Genomic DNA, 25,346 nt, shown 5'->3' on the forward strand with positions numbered 1-25,346 from the left:
CCGCCCCAGATTCTTCTCCGGTGCCGTACGGGCTTCGTGTCGCGGCCGCGGTCTCCTGGCGCCTGCTGGTCGTGGCGGCGGCACTGACGGTCCTCGGATTCGTGGCCACCCGGCTGGCCTCGGTGCTGGTCCCGGTCGCGGTGGCGCTGCTGCTGGCCGGCCTGTTCTCGCCCGCGGTGTCATGGCTGGCGGGCAAGAGGGTCCCGCGCGGGCTGGCCACCGCGATCGTGCTCGTCGGGGGAATCGCCCTGGCCGGCGGCGTGGTGACGTTCGTGGTCATCACCGTCACCGTGGGCATGCCCGGGCTGATCGACCAGGTCACCGCGAGCCTGACCGACCTGCACACCTGGCTGCGCACCGGCCCGCTGCACCTGAGCCAAGGCCAGCTCGACCAGATGCTCGGCAACCTGACCGCCATGCTCGACCGGAACAAGTCCGCGATCGCCTCGGGCGCCCTCACCACCGCGGTCACCGTCGGGGAACTGCTCGCCGAGGCCCTGCTCGCGGTCTTCTGCCTGATCTTCTTCCTCGCCCAAGGCCGGACGATCTGGACGTTCGTGGTCCGCGCCGTCCCGGCCCGCCTGCGCGACCGCGTCGACGTCGCCGGGCGCAGCGGATTCACCACCCTGGCGCACTACATCCGCGGCACCGCCGCCGTCGCCTTCGTCGACGCCGCCGGCATCGGCCTCGGCCTCGTGATCATCGGAGTCCCCCTGGCGGCGCCCTTGGCCACGCTCGTGTTCCTCGGCGCGTTCGTCCCCGTGATCGGCTCGGTGATCGCGGGAGGGATCGCCGTCCTCGTGGCGCTGGTGGCCAACGGCGTCTGGGCGGCCGTCATCGTGCTCGCCGTCGTGGTCGGCGTCATGCAGGTCGAAAGCCATGTCCTGCAACCATTGCTGCTCGGGCGGGCGGTCCGGCTGCACCCGCTGGCCGTCGTCCTCGCCATCGGGCTGGTCACCGCGGGCATCGTCGGTGCCCTGCTCGCCGTGCCGCTCCTGGCCGTCTTCAGCTCGGGCGTGCGAAGCCTGACCGCCCGGCCGGAGAACCACTCACCTGGGCGAACCGCGCCCGGCGCTTCCCGTTCTAGTCTGGAAGACCGCGCCCCGGACCCCGGCGCCCCATGACGGTGTACCTGGTGCACCGCGAGCGAAGGCGGGTGCACCGGTGGATGGCGAGCAGACCGATCGGCAGGTGGTGGGCGGAAGGCCGAACGCGTACCGGGCCTGGCCCACGCGCCACGGCGGTGGCTACCCGTCCGGCTGGATCGTCCACTACCGCAGCCGCATTGGCCCGACCGGACCGGCGTCGTACGCGGCACCGGCGTGGCGCGAACACTTCGGAACCGTCGCGGGGCACAGCCTGCGCGACGAGCACACCAGCACCACCTGGGTGCCCGTCCGCCCGCAGGGGGCGGCCGCCGACGAGCCTGCCGGTCTCGTGCGAGCCACCGACATCCTCGACGCCCACCCACCGGGCTTCGGCGAACGTGCCCGGAACTGAACCGCCCGGTTCTCCTCGGTGGAAGGCGCCGGAAAATGCCGGAACTCCTCGGCCTGCGGCAAAATACCGCCCAGCCGAAGAGACGATGACCGGGTGGTCAGCGGGTCTCCGCCACCGGCCATCTCGGCGCTGCCATAGCCGCTGCCCGTGAGGCGTGGATGGCCAGTACTTCGTGCGCCCGGGTGAGCTCAAGCGGTCGCCAAGTCGCACGCGTCGTGGAAACCAGCCGCAGGTCGGTGTCCGGCGCGGCCCGGCGATGTGCGTCGAGCAGCACCCCCAGCCCGACGGAGTTCAGGAACCGGACGAGCGACAAGTCCACGACGATCCGCCGCGGAGTCCGGCTCAACGCCGCGTCCAGCGCCTGGCGGAGCATGGGCGCGGTGCCGAGATCGACGTCGCCGTCCACGGCGACGACCAGCGTCCGGCCGTGCCTCTCCACGGTGATCGTCAGGTCCTGGTACCGGTGGGCCGGCGGCTCGCGGTCCCCGGACGAGCGCTCGCGGAGACGCGGGATGGCGGAGATGATGGACTTCACGGTCGGATCTCCTTGAGGGTGGTATCAGGGCTCGAGTCAATGCAGTACATCGAGGACAGTCACAGTCCAGCGCGCCCGTCCTGATGCCGGATGGAGTCCCCACCCTTGTGGTGGTCCGCCCGGCCGTAAACACTTTCGAGCACGCTCTCCAGTTTGTGCGTGGCACCCCGGCACGCATCGGCGACCGAGCCCGCGTGATGGCTGACCGCCACCGGCCGCCGCCCGGCAGGCCGGGCCTCGAGCAAGCAGCGCCGGCCCAGCCCCTCGCCGGCGTTGGTTTCCTCGCTGAAATGGACTTCCAGCCGCGTGATGTGGTCACTGAACCGCGACAGCTTGGTGGCGAGCTCCACCTCGAAGTGCCGGATCAGCTGTTCGCTGCCGTGCAGGGTCCGGTCCGTGCTGATCTGGATCAGCATGCGTTTGTGTCCTTTCCACGGCCTGCCGGCTCGGGTCCCCCGCGAAGCGGGGTCCTGATGTCCCTTCGGCCTTCGGTCATCGTGCTGGCCACCGTCTTCACCTTCCCAGGGTCATCCGTCGTCTTCTTGGGGGCCGAAGGAACCTTTCTGCGGCACACAGTCCACCCACGACACAAGCCGTCGCCATGCGGGGTATCGTGGACGGTGTCGAGAGCATCTCGTACGTGAGTGACCAAGCCCGCGTCGTCCTCGACTCCAAAAAGGTTGGGCTATGACCCCCGAAACTCCGTTCGTCTCCCGTTACGAACGACGGGTGAAGATTGCGCAAGATGTCGTTCAAGACCGGACGGCACTCGACGACAAAGCCGCATTCGAACTCGCCGTGCACCTGGTGCATGTACTCGACACGGTGCCTGAGAAAACACGCTGACCGGTTCACCGGCCGCTTCGCCGCGCGTTCCCCGACGGGTGACCAACGGCCCTTCTCCGGCGAAGCTGGACCAGCGACACTCGAAGGATCCGACCGAGGGACGGAGCCAGGCCGTGCGCGTGCGACTTTCGCTGCCGGAAAAGGACGACCTCACCATCGGTGTAGAGGAGGAATTCGTCCTCGCCGACCCGGTCACCGGTGCGGTGTCGCTCGCGGCGCCCCGGATGCTGGAACTGCTCGACGGCGAACCCGCGGTCATGCCGGAGTTCCTGCGCTTCCAGATCGAAACCGCCACCGGTATCCACACCGGCCTCGACGAGATCCGGGCGGAACTGCTCGGGCTGCGCGGGCTCGTGGCGGACGCCGCCAGCCGCGTCGGCTGCCTGGTGCTGGCGTCCGGGACACCGCCGTGCGGTGACCTGCCGGGGCTGCCCGGCGTCACCGGCGAACCCCGGTACCACGAGCTGGCCGCGCGGTTCCCCGCACTCGTCCGGGACGCCGGCACGTGCGCCTGCCACGTGCACGTCGGCATCCCGTCCCCGGCGCTGGGTGTCCGGATCCTGGCCGGGCTGCGCCCCTGGCTCGCCCCGCTCCTCGCGATCAGCGCGAACTCACCGATCGCCGACGGCGCCGACTCCGGATGGGCCACCAGGCGGTACCCCCTGTGGTCGCGCTGGCCCACCGCGCAACCCCCACTGGACTGGCCGGACACGGCCGCCTACACCGCGAGCATCGAGGACGCGGTACGCCGTGGCGAAGCGATCGACGCCCACGCCGTCTACTTCTACGCCCGGCTCTCACCGAAGCACCCGACGGTCGAGATCCGGATCGCGGACGTCGGCTTGACCGCCGAAGACGCCGTGCTGCTCGCCGGCCTGATCCGCGCCCTCGTCGTCACCATCCTCGCCGAAGCCCGGGCCGGCCTCACGCCCCGGCCGGTCCGGACTTCGCTGATCAACGCGTCGCTCACCGCCGCAGCCCACAACGGCTACTCCGGCCGCGGCATCGACCCCTTCACCGGCGAAGCCCTCGCCCAGCACCTGATGGTCGACCGGCTCCTGGAATACCTCCGGCCGGCATTGCGAGCCAGCGGAGACCTCGCGACGATCGACCGGCGGCTCACTGCGGTCCGGGCCGGACTGACCGGCGCAGCCCGCCAGCGCGCGCTGTTCGCCGAGGCAGCATCCCCAGCCGCGTTCGTGGCAGAGCTGGCATCGGCCACCCTCGCCGGGACCGGCAGGCCCGGCCACCCGAGCCCGCCACCAGCGCCACACCCGGCCGCCGTCCACGACATCTGAGTCGTATGAGGCGACCCGGCACCCGAGCCATCACCTCGGCGGCCTGGCCGGCCGTTGCGAGGCGACTTCGGTGCTGCGGACACCCGGATCACGGCGACCACGCGCGCTGCTCCCCCGACACGGGAGCGGCGACAGCAGCTGCGCGAGAACTGTGGATGACGAGGATTTCGTGCAGCCGGACGATTTGCAGTGGCCGCCACGTCGACCGAGTCGTCGCCACGATGCGCAGATCGGTCTGTGCTCCGGCCCGCCGGTGGCAGGCGAGCAGCACCTCGAGTCCGGCCGAATTCAGGAAACAGACCTGCGAAAGATCCACCACGAGCCGACGCGGGGCCCGGCGAAGGATCAGATCGAGGACCCGCCCGACCTCGGGTGCGGTGTACAGGTCGAACTCGCCGTCCAGCGCCAGGATCGCGGTCCGGCCGATCAGCTCCTCCGACAGCTTCAGCCCCGACGGGGGCGACGGTGTTCCGTGCCGACCGAACATGAGCGGCACCAACGGTTCCGGTGCGGGAATGCGGTGACGACGTGTGGTCAGCGTGCTGAGCTTCATGAGGTCGCTCCGGGCGTCGCCGTCCGGCTCTCACCACATCGGACACTGCACGGGTCCGCTACGGATATCCGGTCATCGGCTGTCGGTCGTCGCAAGAGCGGGGACTCGGCACTTCGGCGCTGTCCTCCGGAGCATACCGCGCCCGAGGACCCCATGATCCTGATCGTTCGGCCCAACTTCGTTTTCCGACCCGCATCCCCTTGACCGCATCCGGCGGTTCAACCGCAGCCGCCTGTCGACAGCCAGGCAGCCGACCACGGGCCCCGCGGTGCTGTCCGACAAGAATGCCGTGGCCGGGTACTCCTCTCGCACCTGCGGGCAGCGGACTCCACCGGCGAGCTCACCAGTGGCCTTCATGACGAAATCGTTCATTTCCGGACGCGCATCGCCGTGGTCACGCTTTTTCCGGTCCGCCGGTACAGACACAGCCGCGGTTGAACGCGCCCGCCTGCGTTGCCGTACAGAATCGGCGCGCGATCGTGTCGTGCGATTCAACGGAATGGGGACACACCGCACAGGCGATCGGCCCCGGATCGGCGATTTCCGCGACAGCGACGGCCGGTTCGACATCGATCCTCGACATACCGGATTCTCCTTTGCAGCTGCTGACCATGCGGGCGCGGGCCGATGAGCAGACGAGAAGGTCAGGACTCGCTGGAATTCCGGCTTCGGGTCCCGGCTCCACCGAATGCGCCGAGGTCCGGGGCGATACCTCCACCTTACGCCCGCGCCGGCGGGCCATGAACCCGGCAGAGGTCGCGAACGCGCACCGGTTCGTGGCCGTCCACCCGGACCACGGTGATCAGCTGCCGATCGGGCCGCGGTGGGCCGGCCACACACCAGCATCGCTCGCAATCGGCCTATGCACTGCCGTCCTTTGACAGGCGCTCGGGCAAACGGTGTACAGATGCGCTGCCGGCGGCGCCGACCTCGACTTCCGGGCGTATGTTGGAGGCTGCCGCCCCAGATCCCGGCAGCTCCCCGATCGACGTCGTGTAGCCCGTGACTCAAGGCCGTGCTTCGACCGGTCGGGTGACCGAGCGCATCGAGGGCTGGGGACATGACACGAATCGGGATCATCATCGGGAGCACCAGACCGGGGCGCCGGGCCGAGCAGGTCGCGCTCTGGGTCTTCGCACTCGCCACCGGACGCACGGATGCCACGTTCGAGGTCGTGGACATCGCAGAATACGATCTTCCGCATCTCGACGAGGCCGTGCCCGCCGCGATGGGCAACCCCTACGATCACCCGCACACGAAGGTGTGGTCGGCGACGATTTCTTCGTTCGACGGTTTCGTGTTCGTGACGCCGGAATACAACCATTCCGTTCCGGGGGCGTTGAAGAACGCGATCGACTTCCTGTTCGAGGAATGGAACGACAAGTCCGCCGGATTCGTGAGCTATGGCATCCACGGCGGCGTCCGCGCGGCCGAACACCTGCGGCTGGTAGCTGGGGAGCTCAAGATCGCCGACGTCCGCACCCAGGTCGTACTCTCGCTGCGCGCCGACTTCGGCGACGACGGTGCGGTCCTTCCCGCCGCTCACCACGAGCGGGACGCGAGCCGGATGCTGGACGAGGTCATCGCCTGGGGCAAGTCCTTGAAGTCCCTTCGGGAGCCTTCGGCTCGGCCGGAAAACGGACGCCAGGCCGCAGCGACGCGCTGAATCGCGTGCCGTCACGGTCCATGTTCCCTTCCGAGTCCGAGAGGAAGTCCCGTGCGCGTACTCGTGGTGGAACACGATGCCGTGATCGCCGAAGACCTGACCCGCGACCTGCGACGGCACGGGCACGAGGTCAAGAGCGTGGACAGCGGCGCGCAGGCCCTGAAACTGTTCCGCGGAGCCGATATGGTGCTCCTGGACTTCGCTCTGAACGATCTCGATGGACTCGAGGTCTGCCGGGGTATCCGCACGGCGGGCGACACGCACATGATCGCCGTCACCGCGCCCTGCACCGAACTGGATCGTGTCCTCGGCCTGCAGGCCGGCCTGGACGACTACCTCATGCGGCCGTTCGGACTCCGCGAACTGCTCGCCAGGATGGACGCGGTCACCCGGCGTGTCCGCCCCCGTCCGTTACCCGTATTGGTCATTTCCCGTGGCCCGTTGCGGATCGACGTCGGCAAACGCGAAGTCAGGCTCCACGATGAACCGGTGGAACTGACCCGCAAGGAATTCCAGCTGCTTCACCTCCTGGCGTCCCACCACGACGCCGTGGTGTCGCGCAAGCGGATCATGTCCGAGGTGTGGCATGAGGACCGGATGAGGTCCAGCCGAACCATCGACACCCACGTGAACACCTTGCGCCAGAAACTCGGGGCCGGCACCTGGATCGTCACCGTACGAGGCGTGGGATTCCGGCTCGGTTGCGGCTGAGCGCGTCGGCCTGATCGATTGCGGATATCCGATTGTAACTCGGAAATCGTGCGCGACCGGACCTCATGCGTCACTGTTTGTATTCTTATGACCTGGATTTTGATAATTGACGAGGATTTGACACGTCCTCACCCTGGCCTGACGCGGAACTCCTTGACTCCTGGTTGTCAGCCGAACAAGACTGACCCAGGTCGAAGTCTATTGAACTGCTCTCTTCAAGAAAGATCAAGCCCACGAAAGAGTGAGACGCATGAACGTCCCCGTGATCATTGTGGGCGCCGGCCCGGCCGGACTGATGCTGGCCGGTGAGCTACGGCTCGCGCAGGTCGAGGTCATGGTGCTCGAAAAGCTTTCCGAACCGACCGGGGAATCGCGAGGTCTGGGGTTCACCGCACGCACCATGGAGGTTTTCGACCAACGGGGGCTACTCCCCCGGTTCGGCGACATCGAGACCAGCTCCTACGGGCACTTCGGCGGTTTGCCTGTCGATTTCAGCCTGCTCGACGGCGCGCATTTCGCCGCGAAGACGGTGCCGCAGGCACGAACCGAAGAAGTGATCGCGGAATGGGCGGCAGAACTCGGCGCCGACATCCGGCGAGGGTGTGAGGTCACCGGTTTCACCGACGACGGCGAAGGCGTCGACGTCGCCGTAACGACTCCGGACGGCCCGCTGCGGCTGCGCGCGTCGTACCTGGTGGGCTGCGACGGCGGACGCAGCACCGTGCGCAAGCTCGCCGGGTTCGACTTCCCCGGTACCGCGGCGACCCGCGAGATGTTCATCGCCGACGTGAAGGGCTGCGAGATCCGGCCGCGGGTGATCGGCGAGACCGTGCCGGGCGGCATGGCCATGGGTGGTCCGATCGGTGACGGCATCACCCGCATCGTCGCCTGTGAACGAGGGGCCCCGCCGCGCAAGCGCACCGCGCCGCCCGCGTTCGCCGAAGTGGCCGGCGCTTGGCAGCGCCTCACCGGTGAGGACATCCACGCCGGCACACCGCAGTGGATCAGCGCCTTCGGGGACGCCACCCGCCAGGTCACCGAATACCGCCGCGGCCGCGTGCTCCTCGCCGGCGACGCCGCACACATCCACCTCCCGGCCGGCGGCCAGGGCATGAACGCGAGCATCCAGGACTCGGTGAACCTCGGCTGGAAGCTCGGCGCCGTGGTCCGCGGCTGGGCCCCGCCCGGCCTGCTGGACAGCTACCACGGCGAACGACACCCCGTCGGCGTGCGGCTGCTGATGAACACCCAGGCACAGGGCCTGCTCTTCCTCACCGGCGACGAGGCTCAGCCACTGCGCGCGGTGCTGGCGGAGCTGATCGAACTCGAGAGCGTCAGCCGGCATTTGGCGGGCATGGTCACCGGCCTGGACATCCGCTATGCCGTCGGGCCGGGAACGCATCGGCTGCTCGGAAGCCGGATGCCGCACGAGGAACTCGACGCGGTCACGGTGAAGACGAGCACGACCGAGCTGCTGCGGACGGGTCGCGGTGTCCTGCTCGACCTGGCCGACGACGAGGTGCTGCGCCGGACAGCGGCGGCCTGGTCGGACCGGGTGGACCGCGTGACGGCGAAACCGGTGACCAAGACCGAAACCGGAGCGCTCCTGGCCGCCGAAGCAGTCCTGCTCCGGCCCGACGGGCACATCGCCTGGATCACGCCCGGGAGCGACCGGGGACTCACCGAAGCGCTCGAGCGCTGGTTCGGCTCGCCGACCACAACACAGACAACACCGCCAACGCAGGCAATGCGAGTACCCGTCACGGCAGGTACCGGCTCTGGGAAGGAAACCCGATGAACAGCACCTTGATCGTGGCCAAGATGGAGGCGGGGTCCACCGACGGCGTCGCCAAGCTCTTCGGCGAGTTCGACGAGACCGAAATGCCCGGGCTCATGGGCACGCGGCGGCGACAGCTCTTCCACTACCGCGGCCTCTATTTCCACCTGCAGGACTTCGACGAAGGTGCCACGGAGGGCGGCGAAGCCATCGAGGCGGCCCGGACGCATCCGCTGTTCGTCGGGATCAGCGCGTCTCTGCGCGAGTTCATCGATCCTTACGACCCCAACTGGAAGCGTCCGGCCGACGCCATGGCGGAGCGCTTCTACAAGTGGGAAGACTCAGCATGACCAACGGTGCCGGACGCCGGGTGGTCATCACCGGGATGGGGGTGATGGCACCGGGTGGCATCGGCGTCAAGGAGTTCTGGAGCCTGCTGACCGAAGGCCGGACGGCGACCCGGCGGATCACGTTCTTCGACCCTTCACCGTTCCGTTCCCAGGTCGCCGCCGAGATCGACTTCGACCCCGTGGCGCTCGGCCTCGGCCAGCAGGAGATCCGCCGGATGGACCGGGCCATCCAGCTCGGCGTGGTCGCCGCGCGGGAGGCGATGGCCGGCAGCGGGCTCGACGTGGCCGACCTCGACCCGACACGCACCGGCGTGAGCCTCGGCAGTGCGCTCGGTGCCACCATCGGCCTCGAGAACGAATATCGAGTGGTCAGTGACGACGGCCGGTTGACACTGGTCGACCACGAATACGCGGTGCCGCACCTGTTCGACTACCTCGTACCGAGTTCGTTCGCGGCCGAACTGGCCTGGCTGTTCGGCGCGGAAGGACCGGCGACGCTGGTGTCGACCGGCTGCACGTCGGGCATCGACTCCGTCGGCTACGCCTGCGACCTGATCCGCGAAGGCTCCGCCGACGTGATGATCACCGGCGCGACGGACGCCCCGATCTCGCCGATCTCCATGGCGGCCTTCGACGCGATCAAGGCGACCACCCCGCGCAACGACGATCCGGCCGGCGCGTCGAGGCCGTTCGACCTCAACCGCAAGGGTTTCGTCCTCGGCGAGGGCGCGGCGATCTTCGTCCTGGAGGAACGGGAACACGCGCGGCGACGCGGCGTGCACATCCACGCCGAAGTCGCCGGGTACGCCTCGCGCTGCAACGCCTTCCACATGACCGGCCTGCGCCCGGACGGGCGCGAGATGGCCGAAGCCATCCGCGTCGCACTGGACGAAGCACGGATGGACGCCGGGAGGGTCGGCTACATCAACGCACACGGCTCCGGGACCAAGCAGAACGACCGGCACGAGACCGCCGCGTTCAAGCTGAGCCTCGGGCACCACGCCTACGAGGTCCCGGTCAGTTCGATCAAGTCGATGGTCGGGCATTCGCTCGGTGCCATCGGCTCCATCGAGATCGCGGCGTCCGTGCTGGCCATCGAAGAGGGCATCGTGCCGCCGACGGCGAACCTGCACGACCCCGACCCGGAATGCGACCTCGACTACACGCCGCTCGTCGCGCGGGAACAACGCACGGACGTCGCGCTCACCGTGGGCAGCGGCTTCGGCGGATTCCAGAGCGCCATGGTGCTCGCCGCGCACGACCGGCAAAGCCGATGACCGCCGTCGTCACCGGCCTCGGCGTGACCGCCCCCAACGGCCTCGGCATCGACGCCTACTGGGCCGCGACGCTGCGGGGCGAGAGTGGCATCGGCCGCATCGCGCGGTTCGACGCGAGTCCGTACCCGGTGAAGCTCGCCGGTGAGGTACCCGGGTTCGTGGCGGAAGAGCACCTGCCGAACCGGCTGGTCCCCCAGACCGACCGCACCACCCAGCTGACCCTGACCGCCACCGAGTGGGCGCTGAACGACGCCGCCGTGGTGCCCGGAGACCTGCCGGAATTCGGCATGGGGGTGGTCACCGCGGCCACCGCCGGCGGGTTCGAATTCGGCCACCGCGAGCTGGAGAAGATGTGGCGCCAGGGCAACCGGCACGTCAGCGCCTACCAGTCCATCGCCTGGTTCTACGCGGTCGACACCGGGCAGATTTCGATCCGGCACGGCATGCGGGGGCCGAGCGGCGTGCTGGTCGGCGAGCAGGCCGGCGGCCTCGACGCGGTCGCCCAGGCCCGTCGCCAGCTCCGCAAGGGCTCGGACCTCATCGTTTCCGGCGGAGTGGACGGCGCCCACTGTTCGTGGGGGCTGGTCGCGCAGTGGGCGGGCGGCAGGCTCACCGAGAGCACCGACCCGGACCGGGCTTACCTGCCGTTCGACGCGGACGCGTCCGGGTACGTGTCGGGCGAAGGCGGCGCGATCCTGGTGATCGAGAACGCCGAGAGCGCTCGACGCCGCGGGAAGACCGGCTCGTACGGTGAGATCGCCGGCTGCGCGGCCACCTTCGACCCGCGGCCCGGCAGTGCCCGGGAGCCCGGCCTGCGCCGGGCGATCGAGCTGGCCCTCGCCGACGCCGGGACGAGCGCCGCCGATGTCGACGTCGTCTTCGCGGACGCGGCCGGGGCCCCCGATCTGGACCGTGCCGAAGCCGACGCGATCACCGCGGTGTTCGGCCCCGGCGGGGTCCCGGTCACCGCACCGAAGACGATGACCGGCCGGTTGTACGGCGGCGGCGGACCGTTGGACCTGGCCACCGCGCTGCTGTCCATCCGGGACGGTGTGCTCCCGCCGACGGTCAACGTCGCGGTCGCGCCCGCCTACGAGATCGATCTCGTGCGCGGCGCCCCCCGGCGGGCAACGGTGGACGTCGCGCTCGTCCTCGCCCGCGGGCGCGGCGGGTTCAACTCCGCAGTCGTTCTGCGCGCGACGTGAACAGCAAGGGGAATCTCCGATGAACAACCCGGAACAGACAATGACCATCGACGAGCTCAAGCAGATCCTGCGTGAAGGCTCGGGACAGGACGAGAACGTCGACCTCGACGGTGACATCATCGATGTCGACTTCGCCGACCTCGGCTACGACTCGATCGCCTTGATGGAGACGGGCGGCCGCATCGAACGGGAACGCGGGATCCAGCTCGACGAAGACGGGGTGACCGAGGCCAAGACGCCGCGGAGTTTCCTGGTCGTCGTCAACGAGAGCCTGGGCCAAGTGGACCAGCGATGACCGGTCACGGAGAATTCGCCGAAGAACGCGAATGGACCCAGTGCCCGGCGTGCCGCGCCCTGATCTACGGGAAACGGCTGACCCGCAGTTTGCAGGTCTGCCCGGAATGCGGTGCGCACCACCGCATCGCCGCGCACGAACGGATCGCGCAACTGCTCGACGACGGCTCGATCGAGCTGGTCGAGCCCGTGGTCGCCGACTTCGACCCGCTGGACTTCAGCGACACGAAGCCCTACGTCGAACGGCTTGCCGCGGCACGCCGCAAGACCGGACTCGACGAGGCCGTGGTGCTCGCGCGGGGAACCGTCGACGGGAACCCGGTGGTCGTCGCGGCGATGGACTTCCGCTTCCTGGGCGGCAGCCTCGGCAGCGCGGTCGGCGAGCTCATCACGATCGCGGCGGAAATCGCCCTTGCCGGGCGCATTCCGCTCCTGCTCGTCACGGCGTCCGGAGGCGCGCGGATGCAGGAGGGCGTCCTCTCGCTGATGCAGATGGTCAAGACGAGCCAGGCGCTCGGCCGGCTCGACGAGGCCGGGGTGCTGACCATCTCGGTGATCACCGACCCGACCTACGGCGGAGTAGCGGCCTCGTTCGCCACCCTGACCGACTTCGTGCTCGCCGAACCGAAGGCGCGGATGGGCTTCGCCGGCCCCAGGGTCATCCAGCAGACCATCAAACAGACGCTGCCACCCGGCTTCCAGACTGCGGAATTCCTCCTGGCACACGGGCTCATCGACGCCATCCGGCCGCGCGAGGAGTTGCGGGCGACGCTGGCACGGCTGCTTTCGCTCGGCGGCGGGCGTGACATCCCCGCGCAGGAACGGCCCGCTGAAGCCGCGGACGGGGTCATCCGGAATCCCGGCCGGCTCGCCGACGCCGACGCGTGGGAGAACGTCCAGAAGGCACGCGACGTCGGACGGCCGACCACATTGGACTACCTGAGCCGGGTCTTCGAGGACTTCGAAGAGATGCACGGCGACCGCCTCGGCGGAGACTGCGGCGCCATCGTCGGCGGCCCGGCGCGGCTCGACGGCCGGGCGGTGATGGTGATCGGCCACCAGAAGGGCCGGACCATCGCCGAACTGAGCCTGCGCAACTACGGCATGCCCACCCCGGACGGCTACCGCAAGGCCGCCCGGCTGATGCGGACGGCCGCCAAGCTCGGCCTGCCGGTGATCACCTTCGTCGACACCCCCGGCGCCCATCCCGGCATCGAGGCCGAGGAACAGGGGCAGGCCATCGCCATCGCGGAGAACATCCGCCTGATGGCCGCCCTGCCGGTGCCGGTGATCACGCTGGTGAGCGGAGAAGGCGGCAGTGGTGGTGCGCTCGCGCTGGCCGTGGCCGACGAAGTCCTGATCTGCGCCAACGGGTGCTACTCGGTGATCACCCCGGAGGGGTGTGCCGCGATCCTGTGGAACGACCCTGGCATGGCTCCCGCCGCCGCGGCGGCGTTGCGCGTCGACGCGAAACAGCTACTGCGGATGGGGGTCGTGGACGGCGTGGTGCCCGAACCCGACGGCGGCAACCAGGCCGACCATCTGGTGGCCGCCCAGCGCGTCCACAAGGCATTGGCCGGGACGCTGCGCCGTCTGTCCGAAAAGGATGGTGCGGCGCTGGTGGCCGAGCGGCGGACCCGCTTCCGGTCCTTCGGCGCCGTCGACGTGACCGGTAGTGAATCGGAGAGGCACAGGCAGCGATGACCGGACAACCGGAAGACGACCTCGAGCGGACGGTCGACGCCGCACGGGTCGCGACACCCGAAAACGTCGTTCCCGACACGGAAGCCGAAGAGCTCAGCGAGCTGCTCGAACAGACTCGCGAGGCCACCGTGCAGCTGCTGTCGGACTTCGAGACCGCCCCGCAGAGCCTGCAGGTGCGAGCCGGCGCGGTGTCCGTCGACGTGACCTGGGAAGACAAGCCGACCCTCGTGACGACGATCGCCGCGCCGGCGGCCGAGCCCGAGGCCGACGGGGCTCCGGACGTCCGGTACCTGACCGCGCCCGCGGTCGGCGTGTTCTACCCGGCGCCGAAGCCCGGTGCGTCCCCGTTCGTCGGCGTCGGCGACTCGGTGACCGTCGGCCAGCAGGTCGCGATCATCGAGGCGATGAAGCTGATGATCCCGCTCGAAGCGGACAAGGACGGCCGGGTCGTCGAAGTCCTGAAGGAGAACGGCGAACCTGTCGAGTACGGCGAACGGGTGTTCACCCTCGCCGGAGCCGAAGACCAATGAGATGCGGGGAGCCATGTTCGGCAAGGTCCTGATCGCCAACCGGGGCGAGATCGCGCTGCGCGTGGCGCGGGCGTGCCGGGAACTGGGGATCCGCGTGGTCGCCGTCTATTCGACGGAGGACCGTGACTCGGCTGTGGTGTCCTACGCGGACGAGGCGATCCAGATCGGGCCGGCGCCCGCCAAGCTCAGCTACCTGAACGTCCCGGGGATCGTGGAAGCGGCGCGGGCGACGGGGGCGGACGCCATCCATCCCGGGTACGGCTTCCTCTCCGAAGATCCCGACTTCGCCGAGGTGTGCCGGGACAACGGCATCGTCTTCATCGGCCCGCCGCCGGACGTGATCGCCAAGCTCGGGGACAAGACCTCCGCGCGGGAACTGATGGCCGCCGCCGGGCTGCCCATGCTGCCCGGCAGCGTGGATCCGCTCACCTCGGCCGAACAGGCACAGCAGGTCGCGGACGACATCGGCTACCCGGTCATCATCAAGGCCGCGGCCGGGGGCGGTGGCCGCGGGATGTGCGTCGTCGAGGAGCACGGCGCGTTCGCCCGCGCCTACGCCGAGACGAAGGCCGGCGCCCAAGCCCTGTTCGGGGACTCCCGGGTCTTCGTCGAGCGCTACCTGCGGGTCGCCCGGCACGTCGAGATCCAGGTGCTGGCCGACCGGTTCGGCACCACCATCCACCTCGGCGAGCGGGACTGCTCGGTCCAGCGACGCCACCAGAAACTGCTGGAGGAGAGCCCCGCGCCGCGGCTGCCGCCCGGGTTGGCCACCCGGATGGGCGAGGCCGCGGTGCGCGGTGCCCGCGCCGTGGGCTACGTCGGCGCGGGCACCTTCGAGTTCCTGCTCGCCCCGGACGGCGGATTCTCCTTCATGGAGGTCAACTGCCGGATCCAGGTCGAGCATCCGGTCACCGAGATGGTCACCGGGGTCGACCTGGTCCAAGAGCAGTTCAGGATCGCCGCCGGGCAGCCGCTGTCGCTTCGGCAGGAGGACGTCGTGCTGCGCGGCGCGGCGATCGAATGCCGGATCAACGTCGAAGATCCCGAACGGGACTTCGCCCCCACCCCGGGTGTGCTGGAGGAGTTCTTCCCGCCGGGCGGCCCGTTCGTCCGGGTCGACACCCACGGGTACCCCGGCTACCGGGTCCCCGCGTCCTACGACTCCCTGCTCGCGAAGCTCGTCGTCTGGGCGCCGACGCGCGACCAGGCGAGAGCTCGGATGGACCGCGCACTCGCCGAGTTCCGCGTCCGCGGCCCCGGCATCCGCACGACCATCGGGTTCCTGCGCGAGGTTCTCCAGAACCCGAACTTCGCGGCGGGCGAACACTGCACGTCCCTCGTCGGCGACATGCTCCGGCCACCGGTGTCCCTTGTGGACACCATGACGGCCCCCTGAACCATCCAACGCAAGGAGTCTGACATGTCGGATCCAGGACAACTGGTCGCACTGGTCACCGGAGGCACCAGCGGAATCGGCCTCGCCGTCACCGAGCTGCTCGCCGGGCAGGGGCACAAGGTGTTCCTCTGCGCTCGCGACGCCGACAACGTCGCCCTGACGGTCAAGCGGCTGCGTGAAGAAGGCCGGGAGGTGCAGGGAACGTCCTGTGACATCCGGTCGGCCGACGACGTGCGCGCTTGCGTCGACGCCGCCGTCGAGACGTACGGCACCGTTGACATCTTGGTGAACAACGCCGGCCGCAGCGGCGGCGGGATCACCGCGGACCTCGACCCGCAGCTGTGGTTCGACGTCGTCGACACCAACCTCAACGGCACCTTCCGGATGACGCACGCGGTGCTCAACGCCGGTGGCATGAAGGGGAAGACCCGCGGCCGGATCGTCAACATCGCCTCCACCGCCGGGAAACAGGGTGTGGTGTTCGGCGCTCCGTACTCGGCGTCCAAGCACGGCGTGGTCGGGTTCACCAAGGCGCTCGGCAACGAACTGGCCAAGAGCGGGATCACCGTGAACGCGGTCTGCCCCGGCTACGTCGAGACGCCGATGGCGCAGCAGATCCGGCAGCGCTTCGCCACGCACTTCAAGACCACGGAGGAGGACATCCTCCAGCAGTTCCAGGCGAAGATCCCGATGGGTCGCTACTCCAGCCCGGAAGAAGTAGCGGGCCTGGTGGGCTACCTCGTTTCGGACAGCGCCGCATCGATGACCGCACAGGCGATCAACGTCTGCGGAGGCCTCGGCAACTTCTGAGCGTCACCCCGAACACCCACAGCTAGGAGAGGAACATGGCGCAACCGAGCACCCGCGAGGTGGAACACCAGATCAAGGTGCACGCACCCGCCGGGCAGATCTACCGGTTCATCGCGGAGGTGGCCAACTGGCCACGGATCTTCCCGCCGAGCGTGCACGTCGAGTACCTCGAACGCGGGGACGCCGAGGAGCGGATTCAGATCTGGGCCACCGCGAACGGCGAGCCGAAGACGTGGACGTCCCGCCGGACCCTCGACCCGGCGGCGCGCCGGATCGACTTCCGGCAGGAGAAGTCCCAGAACCCGCTCGCGGCGATGGGCGGGGCGTGGGTGATCGAACCACTGTCGGACGAGGAATCCCTGGTCCGTCTCCTGCACGACTACCGCGCCATCGATGACGACCCGGAGAAGCTGGAGTGGATCGCCAAGGCGGTGGACCGCAACAGCCAGGCCGAACTCGCCGCGCTGAAGGCCAACGCGGAACTGGCGACCGACACCCCCGACCTGCTGCTGACCTTCACCGACACCGTCCAGGTCGGCGGTTCCGCCAAGGACGTCTACGACTTCATCAACGAGGCGAACCTGTGGGCCGAGCGGCTGCCGCACGTGGCCAAGGTCAAGATGACCGAAGACGCGCCGGGCCTGCAGTTGCTCGAAATGGACACCCGGACGAAGGACGGCTCGACGCACACCACCAGGTCCGTGCGCGTGACCTTCCCGCACGACAGGATCGCCTACAAGCAGATCGAACTGCCGCCGCTGATGACGGTCCACACCGGAGAGTGGGCGTTCGCGGAGAACCCCGGCGGGGTCCTGGTGTCGTCCCGCCACACCGTGGCGATCAACGAGCCGAACATCACGAAGATCCTCGGTGCCGACGCCGGCGTGCCCGAGGCCAGGGAGTTCGTGCGTGACGTGCTGGGCAAGAACAGCCTGACCACCATGGGACGTGCCAAGGAGTACGCCGAAAGCCGGGCCTGATGACCGCTTCCTACGACGAGACCGATGTCCTGGTCGTCGGCGCGGGCCCGGCCGGGCTGCTGCTCGCCGGTGAGCTGCGCCTCGGCGGGGTCACCGTGGTCGTGGTCGACCGGCTCCTCGAGCCGACCGGAGAATCCCGTGCCTCCCAGCTGAACGCGCGAACCCTGGAGATCTTCGACCAGCGGGGCCTGCTGCCGAGGCTGGGTGAGCTGCAAGCGGAAGGAGCCGGGCACTTCGGCGGGCTCCCGCTGGACGTGAGCCGGGTGCCCAGCCGGCACGCGGGATACTGGAAAATACCCCAGTTCCGCACCGAAATGATGCTGGGCGACTGGGCGGCCGAACTGGGCGCCGACATCCGGCGCGGGCACGAGCTGCTCGGCATGAGCACGCACCCGCACCACGTCGAGGCCGAGATCGGCGGCGCGGCGGGCACCGGACGGATCCGGGCGAAGTTCCTGGTCGGCTGCGATGGTGAACACAGCGCCGTCCGGCGGCTGGCCGGGTTCGATTTCCCCGGCACCCCGGCCACCCGGGAGCTGGTCCGGGCGGACGTCGAGGGCATCGACATCCCCGCTCGGCGGTTCGAGCGGTTCGACAACGGCCTGGCCATTTCGGGTCGCCGCGGCGACGGCGTCACCCGGGTGATGTTCCACGCTTTCGGCGACACACCCGGCGAGGGGAGTTCGACGCCCGATTTCGGCGACGTGGTCGAAGGCTGGGCCAAGATCACCGGCGAAGACATCGGCGACGGGAAACCGTTGTGGGTGGACAGCTTCGACGACACGAGCCGGCAGGCCGCGCGGTACCGCAAGGACCGGGTCCTGCTGGCGGGCGACGCCGCGCACGTCCAGCTGCCCGCCGGCGGGCAGGCGCTCAACCTGGCGCTGCAGGACGTGATGAACCTCGGCTGGAAGCTGGTCGCGCAGGTCCGCGGCCGCGCTCCCGCCGGGCTGCTCGACACCTACCACGACGAGCGTCATCCGGTCGGTGTCCGGATCCTGGCCAACGTCCAGGCCCAGGCGCACCTGCTCCTGGGCGGTCCCGAGGCCGGTGGAGCGCGGGGCGTGTTCGGCGAACTGCTCGAACTCGACGAAGCGCGGACCCACCTCGCCGTCACCCTCAGCGGACTGGACGTCCGCTATCCGACCGGTCCGGGCGACCATCCCCTGCTCGGCACCAGGATGCCGCACTGCGAACTGGAAACCACCGGAGGACCGTCCAGCACCACAGCCCTGTTGCACAACGGGGGCGGCGTGCTGCTGAGCCTGTCCACCCAGGCTGCCGCGCAATCGGGCCTGCGGGCGATCGCGGCCAACCGGGCCGACCGGATCAGCGTCGTGACGGCACGCGCCGCGCCGGACTCACCACTGGCCGGCGTGGGCGCCGTTCTGCTGCGGCCCGACGGCCACGTCGCCTGGATCGACGGTGGGGCCACCGAACTGCACAACGCCCTCTACCGCTGGTTCGGCGGACCTGCCCTGCATTGACCGACTTTCCCAAGAGGAGTGGAACGCATGAGCAAACTCAGCAACAGGACCGCACTGGTCACGGGTTCGAGCCGCGGTATCGGCCGCGGCATCGCCGAGCGGCTCGGCCGCGACGGTGCACTCGTCGCCGTGCACTACGCGAGCAACGGAGAGGCAGCAGACCAGACCGTCAAGACCATCATCGCCGAAGGCGGGAACGCGTTCACCGTGCAGGCCGAGCTGGGCGTGCCCGGCGACGTCGACACGCTGTTCGACGCGCTGCGCGCCGGGCTCGAGCAGCACGCCGGCAAGGTCGAGCTGGACATCCTGGTGAACTGCGCGGGCATCATGGGCGGCGTGGCGCCCGAGGACATCACCCCGGAGATCTTCGACCGCCTGGTCGCGGTGAACGCCAAGGCTCCGCTGTTCATCGTCCAGCGGATGCTGTCGATCATGCCGGACGGCGGGCGCATCATCAACGTCTCCTCCGGGCTGACCAGGGTGGCGAACCCGCAGGAGATCGCGTACGCGATGACCAAGGGCGCGATCGAGATGATCGGCCTGCACTACGCCCGCCACCTCGGCCCGCGCGGTATCACGGTCAACAGCGTCGCGCCCGGCGTCACCAACAACGGCCACCCGGCGTTCGACAACCCGGAAGCCCTCGAGCAGATGTCGAAGCTGTCCGCGTTCGGGCGCGTCGGCGAGCCGCGGGACATCGCCGACGTGGTGGCGTTCCTGGCCTCCGACGACGCCCGCTGGATCACCGGCGCCTTCATCGACGCCAGCGGCGGCTCACTGCTCGGCTGACCAGTGACCGGCGGCGGCCTGTGCAAGAACAGTGAAGGCGGCGCCTGTGCAGTCTGCCGCGGCTCGTCGTGAGTGGTAATTAGGGTTAGAACCCTAATTACCACTCACGAGAACTTGCACCGAACTCAGGGAACGGTGGAACTTGAGTACGAAACCCCCGGCGACGCGCTGGCACCTCGGTCTCTGGGCGCTCGTCTTCGTCCTCTCCGGCAACATGCTGCTCGACGCCCTCGAGGTGTCGGTGGTGATCGTGGCGCTGCCCTCGATCAGCCACGGCGCCGGGCTCACCGTCGCGGGGGCGCACTGGCTGATGAGCGGGTTCGCGCTCGGCTTCGGCGGGCTCCTGCTGTTCGGCGGCCGGGTGGTCGTCCTGCTCGGCAGACGCCGCGTGTACCTCGCCGCGTTGCTCGTGTTCGCGGCCGCGTCCCTGCTGGCCGGCTTGATCGGCACCCCCGAGGTGCTGATCGCCACCCGGTTCGTCAAGGGCTTCTGTGCCGCGCTGACGGCGCCGACCGGGATCGCGATCATCGGCGCGACGTTCCGGGAGGGCCCGGACCGCAACCGGGCCGTGTCGATCTATTCCCTCTTCGGCGCCGCCGGCTTCTCCGCGGGCCTGCTGCTGTCCGGCCTGTTCACCCAGCTGGACTGGCGATGGGTGTTCCTTTCCCCCGCGCCACTGGCAGTCGTCCTCTTCGCGTTCGGAATGCGGTTCATCCCGGGTGACGTCCGCGACGACCACGTCCGTCGGCACTACGACGTCGCCGGTGCCACCTGCCTGCTGGGCGCGGTGACCCTGCTGGTGTACGCCTCGGTCACCGCCGGAGTGCGAGGCTGGACCGATCTCCGCGTCCTGGCCGCTTTCGGGCTCTTCGCGGTCCTCCTTGCGATCTTCGTGCTCATCGAGCAGCGGACGGCGTGGGCGCTGGTTCGGTTCGGGCCGCTCCTGCGCCCGCGGCTGATCCGGTCGGCCCTCGGCGCCGCGGCCCTCAACGGTTCGTTCTGGGGTTTCCTGTTCGTGTGCACCTTCCAGCTGCAGGACCGGCTGGGGTGGACGCCGTGGGCCACGGCGCTCGCCATCCTGCCGTCCAGCCTGCTGCTCGCGCTCTCCGCGCCCTTCGCGGGTCGGATGATCGGCCGGTTCGGCCCCGCCAAGCCGATCGCGCTGGGCGCCGCCGCGGCACCCCTCGGCTACGCCGGGTACCTCTGGTCGGCCGGATCGCCGTCGTACCTCGGCACCGTTCTGCCCGCGATGGTGCTGGTGGGCCTGGGGTTCGTCCTCGCTTTCGCGGCGCTGCACGTCCAAGCGACTTCCGGCGTGGCCGCCCCCGAACTCAACCAGACCACCGGTGTCTACCAGACGTCGGTCCAGATCGGCGGCGCCGTGATCCTGGCGCTGGTGGCCGGGCAGTCCCATGTGGACACCGCACTGGTGCTCGTCACCGCGGTGGGCACGACGGGTTTCCTCATCGCGCTTACCGGCATCTCCTCGGCGGTGCCGCGCCCGAACCGACCGAGAGACAGGACGAGCACATGACCGCCACCGAAGACCAGACAGCGACGCTGCGCGCGCTCACCGACCGCGCCGAGATCACCGCGTTGTTCGACCGCTTCTTCGTCACCCTCGACACCCACGACGAGGCCACGCACGACGACGACTGGTACCGGACGATCTTCACCGAGGACGTCCGGCTCCGGTTCCCGATCGGCGGCCACGAGGGCGTGGCGGGCTGCGCGGACCTGGAAACCAAGGCCAAGGGAAACTGGGAGCGAACCCACCACGTCGGTGCCAACTACGTCATGGACATCGACGGCGACCACGCCACCCTGCGAGCCCAGGTGCTCGCGACCCACGTCCATTTTCCGTCGGGTGACAGACCACGACCGCATTTCGCCATGGGCGGCTACTACGACGCCGAGGCGGTACGGACCGGCGACGGCTGGCGGTTCCGGCTGCTCGCGTTGCACGTGGCGTGGACGAGCGGTGAGCCGTTGACCCCGGACCTGGGCAAAGCCGAAGTACTACACTGAAATCCGAGAGTTTCGCCCACCCGAAAATCGTCGCAAAGACGGGATCTTCGATGAAGCCGGCCGGCTCGATCCGGAACGTGGAAATAGTCCTCGACCCCGCGTGCGGGTGGTCCTTCCTCACCTACACGAGGTTCGAACGCGCCGCCGCCCGCTACCGCGCCCTGGGTGGCGAGGTGGCGGTGACCTTCCGGCCCTTCCAGCTCGACCCGGACGCCGTCGACGACGGCGAGCCGTTGCTCGACGTGCTGCGCCGCAAGTTCGGCGAGAACGCGGCCCGGGACACCGTCGGCTTCACCGCTCTCGCGGCGAAAGACGGGCTCGAGGTGAACTACGACCGTGCCGTGCACAGCAACACCTTCGAGGCACACCGGCTCATCGCCACGGCGGCCCGGCAGGGCCTGGCCGAGCGGATGGTCGACCGGCTGTTCCGCGCGCACTACACCGACGGCCTCGATATCGGCGCCGCTGACACACTGGCGACGCTGGCGGCGGAAATCGGTGTCAAGCGAAGCGAATCCGAAGCCGGGGCCGACGAAGTCCGCGCCGAGCTCGACAGTGTGCGCAAGAGCGGCGTTCGGGGAGTTCCGGTGTTCCGGTTCGAGGGCGGCCCGGAGTTCTCCGGTGCACAGGAGGAAGACGTCCTGCTCGGGGCACTGAACCAGGGCGTCGGCCGCCGAGCACCGGAGATCAACCGCGGGTGAAGAACTCCGCCAGCGGGGCGGGGAATGCCCCGGCCTCGGCCGCGGCCTTGGTGAAGCCGGCACCCAGTTCGGTCAGGCGCCGCACCCCGGCCGCGCCCAAGTGCTCATACGGGTGACGGTCGAGGCGGTCGGTCTCTTTCTCCAGATGGCGGCGCAGGCTGAGTCCCGCACCGGTCAGCGCACCTTCCGCGGTCAGGAGACGGCGTCGGCGGAGCCGGTCTTCCGCGGCGGTCCAGTCCTCCTGCGTCCAGCCGCGCTTGGTCATCACCATTTCCTTCGCCATGCCGTCGCTGCTCGCCGAATGGGAGACCAGCGACTCCAGCCCGTCGAGTTCGGCGTTGACCAGCACCGCGAAGTGGGTGTCGCCGCGGTGCTCTCGCAGCAGCGTGGCCGCGTGCCACAGCGCGAGGTGCGGGGAGTCCGGTACGACCAGGTCGGCGTGCGCGGCGTAGAGCGGATGCGCCGGACGCACACAGCCTTCGGTGGCGCGCAACGCCAGTTCGGCCGCCTCCGCCAGTTCCGGTGAACCGAGGGTCTCTTCGCTGAGGAAGCTCCGCATCGTGGCGTCCACGGCGCGAAGCCGTGCGGCGAGGACGACCTCGGGCGGCGCCAGGCTCCAGGCGTGCGGCACGTGCTGGGCGATGAGTTCGTGGGCGAAGCCGTAGAACGTGGCGGTCACGACGCCTGGACCCACCGGGCCGAGTGGCGCCGCCCGGCCGAGGAAATACGCGGCCATCGGATCGCCGATGCCGAGGTCGGCCAGGTCCTTGCCGAGCTCCGGGGAGAAGTAGATCGTGGAGTGGAGTGCGTTGAGGTAGTTGTGGCATCGGCGTCCGGCTCGTGGGCTCGTCATATCGGGAAAGTACCCGCCGACGGGCCGGAGAATGATTTTTCGGCCGTTTCCCGTGTCACTCCGGAATGACTTGACCGGGAATTGTCGAACCTGACCGGGACCTGACCGGGGCAACGGGGTTTGCGCTCCTCTCACAGACCTAGAATTGACTTCGTGGCAAGAGCATGGGAATCGAGATGAGCGACGCCGGGTTCGCCGCGGCGTACCGTGGCGCACCACCGTGGGAGATCGGCCGCCCCCAGCCCGCTGTCGTGGCCTTGGCCGGCCGCGGCGGGTTCGCCGGGCGGGTGCTCGACGTCGGCTGCGGAACCGGCGAGAACACGTTGTACCTGGCCGGTCTCGGCCACCCGGTGCTCGGGATCGACGGGACGCCGGCCGCGATCGAACGGGCCAGGTCGAAGGCATCCCAACGTGGCTCGACCGCGGAGTTCGCCGTGGCCGACGCGTTCGGCCTGGCCGCCCTGCACCGGCGGTTCGACGTCGCACTCGACTCGGCGTTCCTGCACGTCCTGTCCGGCAGCCGCGCCCGCCGGGCCTACATCGACCAGCTCGCCGCCGTCGTGATCCCGGGCGGGCGAGTACACCTGCTCGAAATCAGTGAGGCCGACGTCAAGTTGGTCCCGAGCATGACTCGCGCCGAGATCACCGGCGCCTTCGGCGAAGGATGGTCCGCCCCGGAGATCTCGACGGAGAGCTACGCGGTCACCACCGGCGACATCCCGGCGTGGCTGGTCACCGTGCGACGAGAGGGCGAGCATGACGAATGAAGCGACCATCCCGCGGTTCCGGAAGCCCTACGACACCGGCCACCTCGACGAGACCGTCCGCACCCGCGGCTCGGCGATTCTGGTCGACGCCTTTCCCGCAGAGCTCCGCGCCCGCGCCTGCGACGAGACAGATCAATGGCTCGATGAGCACGGCGACACCGATGGTGACGCCGTCGCCGGCATCTCACGCGGGCCGAAGGCGCTTCGCCTGCAGGCCCTGCTCAGCAAGCTCCACTGCGCACCGGAACTGATCACCCAGCCGGACGTCCTCGCGTGGGCACGGCGGATGCTGGCGCCACGGGGCACCCGGGTCCTGCTCAACGCGGCCGAGTACCTGGAACGCGAACCGGACGAATCGGCCGGTCAGGAGACCCAGGGCCAGCACCGTGGCACGGACCTGTGGCCGCCGGTCGCGCCCGCGATCCATCCGGTGGCGGTGCACGCGATCGTCGCGCTCGTCCCCTTCACCGCGGGCAACGGCGGGGTCTGGCTGGCGATGGACAGCCATCGGCTGTCCGCGGGCGAGCGACCGGATCCACGTTCGCTGGTCCGGGTGCTGATGGAGCCGGGCGACGCGGTCCTCTTCAGATCCGATGTGATCCACGGCGCCGGAGCGAACGTGAGCGGCGAGCGGCGCCGGGCACTGTCGGTCGGCTACCAGGTGGACTGGCTCCGGCCCGCCGAGAACAACACGCTCAACGTCTCACCGCGCACGGCCGCCGGGCTGCCGGAAGAGGTTCAGGAGCTGCTGGGATACGGCACCGACACCGTGTTGGGCCGCTACGAGGCGGGAGCGGCCAAGGCCGCGCTCACCCGGCCGCGGCGTGGTGCTCGACCAGCCGCTGCAGCAGCCGGTTGAGCTCCCCGCGTTCGACGGCCGACAACGGCGCCAGCAGGGCGTCCTGTGCGTCGCTCACCAGGTCGCCGAGCTCGGCCATGGCCCGCGAACCGTCGGCGGTGATCCGGATCGTGTTGCGGCGGCGATCGGCTTCGTCGGGCTCCCGCACCGCGAGGCCCTCCCGCTCGAGTTCGTTGAGCACGGAGACGAGGTCGCCGCGGTCGATCCCGAGCTTGCGGCTGAGCCCCGCCTGGCTGTTCGGGCCGAACTCCGCCAGGCCGGCGAGCACCGCGAACTTCGTCCGCAGACCCGGACGGCCGAGCCGCTCGGCGACGAACCGGTTCCCCCGGCCCGCGACGTTGTTCAGCAGCCAGGTCGTCAGTCCCCACAAGCGTTGCGAGGGAGCCCCCTGGCCGGTTTCTTCAGCGCTCACGAGACCACTCTAGCAACT

General features: G+C 69.4%; 29 protein-coding genes. 23 read left to right on the forward strand and 6 right to left on the reverse strand.

Annotated elements, in window-relative coordinates; all coding sequences use genetic code 11:
* The first annotated feature begins 20 nt into the window (after positions 1-20).
* Positions 21-1,124 (forward strand): AI-2E family transporter, encoded by a 1,104-nt coding sequence (locus ACLJQF_RS02015; RefSeq protein WP_410606454.1) that lies wholly within the window; start codon positions 21-23, stop codon positions 1,122-1,124.
* Positions 1,125-1,164: 40 nt separating this feature from the next.
* A complete protein-coding gene (locus ACLJQF_RS02020; RefSeq protein WP_410606455.1) occupies positions 1,165-1,500 on the forward strand; it encodes a hypothetical protein in 336 nt (111 codons plus the stop codon).
* A 97-nt stretch (positions 1,501-1,597) separates the two neighbouring features.
* On the opposite strand, the gene ACLJQF_RS02025 is transcribed toward ACLJQF_RS02020, so the two are convergent.
* Together ACLJQF_RS02025 and ACLJQF_RS02030 are read right to left on the reverse strand one after the other, a co-directional pair.
* Complete coding sequence (locus tag ACLJQF_RS02025) at positions 1,598-2,035, reverse strand: STAS domain-containing protein (RefSeq protein ID WP_410606456.1); 438 nt, start codon at positions 2,033-2,035, stop codon at positions 1,598-1,600.
* 59 nt (positions 2,036-2,094) lie between these two features.
* Positions 2,095-2,451 carry an HPF/RaiA family ribosome-associated protein gene (locus ACLJQF_RS02030; protein WP_410606457.1) on the reverse strand — a complete coding sequence of 119 codons (357 nt, stop codon included), beginning with the start codon at positions 2,449-2,451 and terminating at the stop codon, positions 2,095-2,097.
* Positions 2,452-2,722: 271 nt separating this feature from the next.
* Between ACLJQF_RS02030 and ACLJQF_RS02035 the strand changes: the two genes are divergently transcribed.
* Positions 2,723-2,881, forward strand: coding sequence for a DUF6307 family protein (locus ACLJQF_RS02035; RefSeq protein ID WP_410606458.1), 159 nt, complete (start codon positions 2,723-2,725; stop codon positions 2,879-2,881).
* Positions 2,882-2,994: 113 nt separating this feature from the next.
* Positions 2,995-4,179, forward strand: a complete 1,185-nt coding sequence (locus tag ACLJQF_RS02040) for a YbdK family carboxylate-amine ligase (protein ID WP_410606459.1) — start codon at positions 2,995-2,997, stop codon at positions 4,177-4,179.
* Between the two features lie 88 nt (positions 4,180-4,267).
* Here ACLJQF_RS02040 and ACLJQF_RS02045 read toward each other — a convergent pair whose 3' ends face one another.
* Both ACLJQF_RS02045 and ACLJQF_RS02050 read right to left on the reverse strand, forming a co-directional pair.
* Positions 4,268-4,666, reverse strand: a complete 399-nt coding sequence (locus ACLJQF_RS02045; RefSeq protein WP_410606460.1) for an STAS domain-containing protein — start codon at positions 4,664-4,666, stop codon at positions 4,268-4,270.
* A 460-nt stretch (positions 4,667-5,126) separates the two neighbouring features.
* Positions 5,127-5,315, reverse strand: coding sequence for an RGCVC family protein (locus ACLJQF_RS02050; RefSeq protein WP_410606461.1), 189 nt, complete (start codon positions 5,313-5,315; stop codon positions 5,127-5,129).
* Between the two features lie 477 nt (positions 5,316-5,792).
* Here ACLJQF_RS02050 and ACLJQF_RS02055 point away from each other — a divergent pair, with 477 nt between their 5' ends.
* The 17 genes from ACLJQF_RS02055 to ACLJQF_RS02135 all read left to right on the forward strand — a co-directional run bounded on the left by ACLJQF_RS02055 (position 5,793) and on the right by ACLJQF_RS02135 (position 22,437).
* A complete protein-coding gene (locus tag ACLJQF_RS02055; protein WP_410606462.1) occupies positions 5,793-6,398 on the forward strand; it encodes an NADPH-dependent FMN reductase in 606 nt (201 codons plus the stop codon).
* Between the two features lie 51 nt (positions 6,399-6,449).
* Positions 6,450-7,109 carry a response regulator transcription factor gene (locus ACLJQF_RS02060; protein ID WP_410606463.1) on the forward strand — a complete coding sequence of 220 codons (660 nt, stop codon included), beginning with the start codon at positions 6,450-6,452 and terminating at the stop codon, positions 7,107-7,109.
* Positions 7,110-7,359: 250 nt separating this feature from the next.
* Entirely contained in the window at positions 7,360-8,907 is a 1,548-nt protein-coding gene (locus ACLJQF_RS02065; protein ID WP_410606464.1) for an FAD-dependent monooxygenase, read from the forward strand.
* Positions 8,904-9,236, forward strand: a complete 333-nt coding sequence (locus tag ACLJQF_RS02070; protein WP_410606465.1) for a TcmI family type II polyketide cyclase — start codon at positions 8,904-8,906, stop codon at positions 9,234-9,236. The genes ACLJQF_RS02065 and ACLJQF_RS02070 overlap by 4 nt, the downstream gene beginning before the upstream one ends.
* On the forward strand, positions 9,233-10,513 hold the full coding sequence (locus tag ACLJQF_RS02075) for a beta-ketoacyl-[acyl-carrier-protein] synthase family protein (RefSeq protein WP_410606466.1): 1,281 nt from the start codon (positions 9,233-9,235) through the stop codon (positions 10,511-10,513). Before ACLJQF_RS02070 ends, ACLJQF_RS02075 begins: the two co-directional genes overlap by 4 nt.
* Positions 10,510-11,718: a ketosynthase chain-length factor gene (locus ACLJQF_RS02080; protein ID WP_410606467.1), complete on the forward strand. Its 1,209-nt coding sequence runs from the start codon at positions 10,510-10,512 to the stop codon at positions 11,716-11,718. Before ACLJQF_RS02075 ends, ACLJQF_RS02080 begins: the two co-directional genes overlap by 4 nt.
* 19 nt (positions 11,719-11,737) lie before the next feature.
* Positions 11,738-12,013 (forward strand): acyl carrier protein, encoded by a 276-nt coding sequence (locus ACLJQF_RS02085; RefSeq protein WP_410606468.1) that lies wholly within the window; start codon positions 11,738-11,740, stop codon positions 12,011-12,013.
* Complete coding sequence (accD, locus tag ACLJQF_RS02090; protein WP_410606469.1) at positions 12,010-13,716, forward strand: acetyl-CoA carboxylase, carboxyltransferase subunit beta; 1,707 nt, start codon at positions 12,010-12,012, stop codon at positions 13,714-13,716. Before ACLJQF_RS02085 ends, accD begins: the two co-directional genes overlap by 4 nt.
* Complete coding sequence (locus tag ACLJQF_RS02095; RefSeq protein ID WP_410606470.1) at positions 13,713-14,246, forward strand: acetyl-CoA carboxylase biotin carboxyl carrier protein; 534 nt, start codon at positions 13,713-13,715, stop codon at positions 14,244-14,246. Before accD ends, ACLJQF_RS02095 begins: the two co-directional genes overlap by 4 nt.
* A gap of 13 nt (positions 14,247-14,259) precedes the next feature.
* Positions 14,260-15,642 (forward strand): acetyl-CoA carboxylase biotin carboxylase subunit, encoded by a 1,383-nt coding sequence (gene accC, locus ACLJQF_RS02100; protein ID WP_410606471.1) that lies wholly within the window; start codon positions 14,260-14,262, stop codon positions 15,640-15,642.
* A gap of 24 nt (positions 15,643-15,666) precedes the next feature.
* Positions 15,667-16,452, forward strand: coding sequence for a 3-oxoacyl-ACP reductase FabG (gene fabG, locus ACLJQF_RS02105; protein ID WP_410606472.1), 786 nt, complete (start codon positions 15,667-15,669; stop codon positions 16,450-16,452).
* A gap of 35 nt (positions 16,453-16,487) precedes the next feature.
* A complete protein-coding gene (locus ACLJQF_RS02110) occupies positions 16,488-17,432 on the forward strand; it encodes an aromatase/cyclase (protein WP_410606473.1) in 945 nt (314 codons plus the stop codon).
* Positions 17,432-18,919, forward strand: coding sequence for an FAD-dependent monooxygenase (locus tag ACLJQF_RS02115; RefSeq protein ID WP_410606474.1), 1,488 nt, complete (start codon positions 17,432-17,434; stop codon positions 18,917-18,919). The genes ACLJQF_RS02110 and ACLJQF_RS02115 overlap by 1 nt, the downstream gene beginning before the upstream one ends.
* Positions 18,920-18,946: 27 nt before the next feature.
* Positions 18,947-19,708, forward strand: coding sequence for an SDR family oxidoreductase (locus ACLJQF_RS02120; RefSeq protein ID WP_410606475.1), 762 nt, complete (start codon positions 18,947-18,949; stop codon positions 19,706-19,708).
* 142 nt (positions 19,709-19,850) lie between these two features.
* Positions 19,851-21,242, forward strand: a complete 1,392-nt coding sequence (locus tag ACLJQF_RS02125; protein WP_410606476.1) for an MFS transporter — start codon at positions 19,851-19,853, stop codon at positions 21,240-21,242.
* A complete protein-coding gene (locus ACLJQF_RS02130; protein ID WP_410606477.1) occupies positions 21,239-21,736 on the forward strand; it encodes a nuclear transport factor 2 family protein in 498 nt (165 codons plus the stop codon). Before ACLJQF_RS02125 ends, ACLJQF_RS02130 begins: the two co-directional genes overlap by 4 nt.
* A gap of 50 nt (positions 21,737-21,786) precedes the next feature.
* The gene (locus ACLJQF_RS02135; RefSeq protein WP_410606478.1) at positions 21,787-22,437 is read left to right on the forward strand and encodes a DsbA family oxidoreductase; all 651 of its coding nucleotides are present in this window, start codon (positions 21,787-21,789) and stop codon (positions 22,435-22,437) included.
* Here ACLJQF_RS02135 and ACLJQF_RS02140 read toward each other — a convergent pair.
* Positions 22,424-23,290: an SCO6745 family protein gene (locus tag ACLJQF_RS02140; protein WP_410606479.1), complete on the reverse strand. Its 867-nt coding sequence runs from the start codon at positions 23,288-23,290 to the stop codon at positions 22,424-22,426. The genes ACLJQF_RS02135 and ACLJQF_RS02140 overlap by 14 nt on opposite strands.
* 176 nt (positions 23,291-23,466) lie before the next feature.
* Here ACLJQF_RS02140 and ACLJQF_RS02145 point away from each other — a divergent pair, with 176 nt between their 5' ends.
* The gene (locus tag ACLJQF_RS02145) at positions 23,467-24,057 is read left to right on the forward strand and encodes a class I SAM-dependent methyltransferase (RefSeq protein ID WP_410606480.1); all 591 of its coding nucleotides are present in this window, start codon (positions 23,467-23,469) and stop codon (positions 24,055-24,057) included.
* On the forward strand, positions 24,047-24,916 hold the full coding sequence (locus ACLJQF_RS02150) for a phytanoyl-CoA dioxygenase family protein (RefSeq protein ID WP_410606481.1): 870 nt from the start codon (positions 24,047-24,049) through the stop codon (positions 24,914-24,916). The genes ACLJQF_RS02145 and ACLJQF_RS02150 overlap by 11 nt, the downstream gene beginning before the upstream one ends.
* Here the strand turns inward: ACLJQF_RS02150 and ACLJQF_RS02155 are convergent.
* Positions 24,867-25,328 carry a MarR family winged helix-turn-helix transcriptional regulator gene (locus ACLJQF_RS02155; protein ID WP_410606482.1) on the reverse strand — a complete coding sequence of 154 codons (462 nt, stop codon included), beginning with the start codon at positions 25,326-25,328 and terminating at the stop codon, positions 24,867-24,869. The two genes, ACLJQF_RS02150 and ACLJQF_RS02155, sit on opposite strands and share 50 nt — an antisense overlap.
* Positions 25,329-25,346 lie beyond the last annotated feature (18 nt).

The organism is Amycolatopsis sp. lyj-109, from assembly GCF_046548995.1.
Taxonomy (GTDB): Bacteria; Actinomycetota; Actinomycetes; order Mycobacteriales; family Pseudonocardiaceae; genus Amycolatopsis.

Coding starts and splice junctions, on each gene's coding strand:
- ACLJQF_RS02030 (WP_410606457.1), bottom strand. CDS start 2,451: ATGCTGATCCAGATCAGCACGGACCGGACCCTGCACGGCAGCGAACAG.
- ACLJQF_RS02035 (WP_410606458.1), top strand. CDS start 2,723: ATGACCCCCGAAACTCCGTTCGTCTCCCGTTACGAACGACGGGTGAAG.
- ACLJQF_RS02045 (WP_410606460.1), bottom strand. CDS start 4,666: ATGTTCGGTCGGCACGGAACACCGTCGCCCCCGTCGGGGCTGAAGCTG.
- ACLJQF_RS02050 (WP_410606461.1), bottom strand. CDS start 5,315: ATGTCGAGGATCGATGTCGAACCGGCCGTCGCTGTCGCGGAAATCGCC.
- ACLJQF_RS02055 (WP_410606462.1), top strand. CDS start 5,793: ATGACACGAATCGGGATCATCATCGGGAGCACCAGACCGGGGCGCCGG.
- ACLJQF_RS02065 (WP_410606464.1), top strand. CDS start 7,360: ATGAACGTCCCCGTGATCATTGTGGGCGCCGGCCCGGCCGGACTGATG.
- ACLJQF_RS02070 (WP_410606465.1), top strand. CDS start 8,904: ATGAACAGCACCTTGATCGTGGCCAAGATGGAGGCGGGGTCCACCGAC.
- ACLJQF_RS02075 (WP_410606466.1), top strand. CDS start 9,233: ATGACCAACGGTGCCGGACGCCGGGTGGTCATCACCGGGATGGGGGTG.
- ACLJQF_RS02080 (WP_410606467.1), top strand. CDS start 10,510: ATGACCGCCGTCGTCACCGGCCTCGGCGTGACCGCCCCCAACGGCCTC.
- ACLJQF_RS02085 (WP_410606468.1), top strand. CDS start 11,738: ATGAACAACCCGGAACAGACAATGACCATCGACGAGCTCAAGCAGATC.
- accD (WP_410606469.1), top strand. CDS start 12,010: ATGACCGGTCACGGAGAATTCGCCGAAGAACGCGAATGGACCCAGTGC.
- ACLJQF_RS02095 (WP_410606470.1), top strand. CDS start 13,713: ATGACCGGACAACCGGAAGACGACCTCGAGCGGACGGTCGACGCCGCA.
- accC (WP_410606471.1), top strand. CDS start 14,260: ATGTTCGGCAAGGTCCTGATCGCCAACCGGGGCGAGATCGCGCTGCGC.
- fabG (WP_410606472.1), top strand. CDS start 15,667: ATGTCGGATCCAGGACAACTGGTCGCACTGGTCACCGGAGGCACCAGC.
- ACLJQF_RS02110 (WP_410606473.1), top strand. CDS start 16,488: ATGGCGCAACCGAGCACCCGCGAGGTGGAACACCAGATCAAGGTGCAC.
- ACLJQF_RS02115 (WP_410606474.1), top strand. CDS start 17,432: ATGACCGCTTCCTACGACGAGACCGATGTCCTGGTCGTCGGCGCGGGC.
- ACLJQF_RS02120 (WP_410606475.1), top strand. CDS start 18,947: ATGAGCAAACTCAGCAACAGGACCGCACTGGTCACGGGTTCGAGCCGC.
- ACLJQF_RS02130 (WP_410606477.1), top strand. CDS start 21,239: ATGACCGCCACCGAAGACCAGACAGCGACGCTGCGCGCGCTCACCGAC.
- ACLJQF_RS02135 (WP_410606478.1), top strand. CDS start 21,787: ATGAAGCCGGCCGGCTCGATCCGGAACGTGGAAATAGTCCTCGACCCC.
- ACLJQF_RS02140 (WP_410606479.1), bottom strand. CDS start 23,290: ATGACGAGCCCACGAGCCGGACGCCGATGCCACAACTACCTCAACGCA.
- ACLJQF_RS02145 (WP_410606480.1), top strand. CDS start 23,467: ATGAGCGACGCCGGGTTCGCCGCGGCGTACCGTGGCGCACCACCGTGG.
- ACLJQF_RS02150 (WP_410606481.1), top strand. CDS start 24,047: ATGACGAATGAAGCGACCATCCCGCGGTTCCGGAAGCCCTACGACACC.